General features: G+C 42.9%; 4 protein-coding genes. All 4 read left to right on the top strand.

The annotated features are described in order from the left end of the window. Positions 1-338: 338 nt before the first annotated feature. On the top strand, positions 339-434 hold the full coding sequence (locus IM477_RS23410; protein ID WP_419866699.1) for a TPR end-of-group domain-containing protein: 96 nt from the start codon (positions 339-341) through the stop codon (positions 432-434). A 442-nt stretch (positions 435-876) separates the two neighbouring features. Next, positions 877-2,505 carry a hydroxylamine reductase gene (gene hcp, locus IM477_RS15415; protein ID WP_287732432.1) on the top strand — a complete coding sequence of 543 codons (1,629 nt, stop codon included), beginning with the start codon at positions 877-879 and terminating at the stop codon, positions 2,503-2,505. A gap of 85 nt (positions 2,506-2,590) precedes the next feature. Beyond that, positions 2,591-3,307: a bidirectional hydrogenase complex protein HoxU gene (gene hoxU, locus IM477_RS15410; protein ID WP_002760545.1), complete on the top strand. Its 717-nt coding sequence runs from the start codon at positions 2,591-2,593 to the stop codon at positions 3,305-3,307. An 8-nt stretch (positions 3,308-3,315) separates the two neighbouring features. Further along, positions 3,316-3,624 (top strand): hypothetical protein, encoded by a 309-nt coding sequence (locus IM477_RS15405; RefSeq protein WP_287732430.1) that lies wholly within the window; start codon positions 3,316-3,318, stop codon positions 3,622-3,624. Positions 3,625-3,729: the final 105 nt, after the last annotated feature.

The raw sequence follows: 3,729 nt of genomic DNA, 5'->3' as shown, positions 1-3,729 counted from the left end.
CTGAATAAATGTGAAATATAGACGAGGTAAGAGTTTTAGGGTTCTGTTTTGCTCTCACAGGTGCAAGATTTTGAGAGAATCGTCGTTCAAAACCTTGCGTCTTCATCGGCCCGCGTCCTGTAGGGGCGAAGCATTCGGACAATAACCTATCGGTGAAACCGTAGATTTTCTATCCGAATGCTTCGCCCGTACTTTTTCAGCAAGTCCTAGCCATTCTTGGTGGTTTAACCCCCAATTAAATAAAAGATCTGCGATTCCAAGACATACGTAAATTAGGGATATTCTCGCTAATAAAATCTGCAAAGATCTCGGAATACCACTAATCAAATAAATCGTTCATCAGTCTTGATGTCAAATATCAGGATATGGCGAAAACAGATAAAGATTTTGAGCAGATTCGGGGAGATGAGCGGTTTCAATCATTGCTAAGTTAAGTAAATAAAAAAAGAGATAACTATCTATGTCGAAAGCAATCCCATCATCACAGTTAGGCGATAATAACTCTTAAGTTCCAACTTTCTATCCTAATCAGGAGACCGATTGCTATAACACTGGCAAATACTCACCTAAAAATCGAAAATTTCGCTCATTATATCATAAAAATCACAAAAAATACTTAATTTAATAAGACAACTAAATAATTGTTTAATCGGTAATTCTTGAGGAAATCTAAAATCAGAACCCAACCGGCAAAAAAAGTGAGAGAATAAAAACATAGTTCAGAGAGTAGAGGCTGTCAAGACAAGCTTTCCAGTCGTAAAATCCATAATTCCTGCCGGGTGAAGGCTAATAAATAACTTTCAAAAAAGCAGAATTAAATTTAGTAGAAAAAAATCGCAACAATCTGTCAATCTACTGAAAAAAGAGAGAAACCTTATGTTTTGTGAACAATGCGAACAAACCGCTAGTGGTAATGGTTGTCATCAGTGGGGAGCCTGTGGAAAAAGTCCCGAAGTCAACGCCGTTCAAGACTTATTAGTTTATTGTCTGCGGGGATTAGCATCGGTGGTTTTAAAAGCCAAAGAAGCGGCAATATCTACTCGCGAAGCTGATATTTTTACCTGCGAGTCGCTTTTCGCCACCATGACCAATGTGAACTTCGATCAAAGACGTTTTACCGATTATATTCAGCGTTGTTTAGAGATGCGGGAAAATTTAAAAGCACAATTGGGATCGGTGGACTGGTCTGCACTTGCTAACTATCAGCCTAATTTTAATGAGAGCCTAGTCAGTCAAGGTCAAGAAGTATCCTTAGAACTAATTGAAAAAGTACAGGATCTCGATATTTTTTCCCTAAAGTTAACCGCTATCTACGGAGTTAAAGGTCTTGCTTCCTATACTTTCCACGCTCAGGAATTAGGTCAAGAGGATGACTCAGTTTATCAGGTTATCCAAGAGACTTTAGCGGCAATTGATCGCAGTGATTTAAACCTTAATGATTGGGTGGCAATCTGTCTAAAAGTCGGGGCCGCAAACCTGCGGGCCATGGAATTATTAGATCAAGGTCATACCGAAACCTACGGTCATCCCATACCGACAAATGTTCCCTTAAATCCGCGTTTAGGTAAAGCCATTTTAGTCTCCGGCCATGATATTAAACAATTAGCGGCTTTACTGGCACAAACTGCCAATACTGGGATAACAGTCTATACCCACGGAGAATTATTACCCGCCCACGGTTATCCAAAACTCAAAGAAAAATATCCCCATCTCTACGGTCATTATGGCACCGCCTGGCAAAATCAAACTAAAGAATTTGCTAAGTTTCCGGGGGCAATAGTTTTAACTACTAATTGTCTCATGCCCCCCCACGAAAACTATGAAAGTAAACTCTTTACCCTCGGACCTGTGGGTTATGCCCATATTAACCGCTTAGAAACAGTTGACGGTGCGATCGATTTTAGTCCCGTGATTGCTAAAGCGCAGTCATTGCCCGGATTTACTGAAATAAGCGAACCTCGGCAGGTAATAGTGGGATTTGCCCACAATACCGTTCTCAGTGTCGCTGATACGGTGGTTGATGCCCTTAAACAGGGTAAAATCCGTCACTTCTTCCTGGTTGGGGGCTGCGATGGGGCAAAACCCGATCGCAATTACTACACCGAATTCGTGGAACAAGTTCCCGAAGATTGCATCGTTTTAACCCTTGCCTGTGGAAAATTCCGCTTTTTCGACAAACAATTAGGTAGTATCGAAGGATTACCGCGGCTAATGGACCTGGGACAATGTAACGATGCCTATAGTGCCATCAAAATCGCCCTAGGATTAGCCAACGCTTTTAACGTTAGCGTCAACGAGATTCCCCTCTCCCTAATTATCTCTTGGTACGAACAAAAAGCGATCGCTGTACTGCTCACCCTGCTACATCTAGGTATGCAAAATATCCGTCTGGGACCAACTTTACCGGCATTTATCTCCCCCAACGTCCTGAAATTCCTCTCCGATACCTATCACCTGCAGCCGATTACCACCCCTGCAAAAGACTTAGCCGATTGTCTAGGTTAAAACTTTCTGTAAAAATCCCATCCTTGTCCACAAACCGTGGCCTATGGGAAGGAGAGGGATATTATCCTCAAGGAGAATAATTTTTATGTCCGTAATCACTTTAAGCATTGATGGTAAAGATGTAGCGATCGAAGCGGGTTCGCGAGTTCTCGCAGCCGCTAGTCAGGTAGGAATAAAAATTCCCGCTCTCTGTCATCTCGATGGGGTTTCCGAAGTGGCTGCCTGTCGCTTATGTTTGGTAGAAATTGAAGGTATTAATAAATTATTACCTGCCTGTGTAACGGAAGTGGCAGAAGGCATGGTAGTCCATACCGATACTCCAAAACTAAAAGAATATCGCCGCATGACAGTGGAATTATTATTCGCTGAAGGTAATCACGTTTGTGCAGTTTGTGTGGCTAATGGTAACTGTGAATTACAAGATTTAGCCATCGAAGTGGGTATGGATCATAGTCGTTTTCCCTACCGTTTTCCCAAGCGAGAAGTCGATATTTCCCATCCTCTTTTCGGTATCGATCATAATCGTTGTGTTCTCTGTACCCGTTGTGTGCGAGTCTGTGATGAAATTGAAGGGGCGCACGTTTGGGATCTGGCTTATCGCGGCGAAAAAGATAAAATTATTGCGGGAATGGATCAGCCTTGGGGCAGCGTTTCTGCCTGTACTTCCTGCGGCAAATGTGTTGCCGCTTGTCCAACCGGGGCAATATTCCGCAAGGGTTCCGCCGTTTCTGAAAAAGAGGAAGATCGCTCGAAGTTGGAATTTTTAGTTAACGCCAGGACTCAACACCAATGGACGCGTTAAAGTAATCAATGGAGGGTGATAGTGATCGATGGGCGCATTTAGATATCTACGAGCAGAAACTAACCGCCAAGGTAAGGGAGGACTATGATCAGATTATGGATAATAATCAAGATATCCTAGGGATTGCTGCCCAATACGAAATCCCGGAGATCGATATCCGACGCGCCAAGGATTACGCTTTTGGATCGGGAGTGTCTCGATATCAATTTTTTCCCGAAGGTTTAATGGTAGCAGCTTGGCGAAGACTCGCTGGCGCTCAAGGGAATAATCTTGATCGGATGTTTCTCAATCATGAAATCTACGAATCTGACTTATAGCGGTAAGCGCTTGAGTGAGATACAGACCAAGCTTTGCCTAGCATGGTTTATAGCTCGTGACACTGTACCTCATACGACTGCACACCGCTATAGTGATTAATCGAG

This window comes from Microcystis sp. M090S1, from assembly GCF_020246295.1.
GTDB classification, from domain to species: domain Bacteria; phylum Cyanobacteriota; class Cyanobacteriia; order Cyanobacteriales; family Microcystaceae; genus Microcystis; species Microcystis aeruginosa.
The sequence above is the reverse complement of the archived record's forward strand: the minus strand, read 5'-3'. Positions and strand labels throughout refer to the sequence as shown.

What these genes read in the sequence shown, in the direction of transcription:
- hcp (WP_287732432.1), top strand. Translation starts at nt 877, where the DNA reads ATGTTTTGTGAACAATGCGAACAAACCGCTAGTGGTAATGGTTGTCAT.
- hoxU (WP_002760545.1), top strand. Translation starts at nt 2,591, where the DNA reads ATGTCCGTAATCACTTTAAGCATTGATGGTAAAGATGTAGCGATCGAA.
- IM477_RS15405 (WP_287732430.1), top strand. Translation starts at nt 3,316, where the DNA reads ATGGAGGGTGATAGTGATCGATGGGCGCATTTAGATATCTACGAGCAG.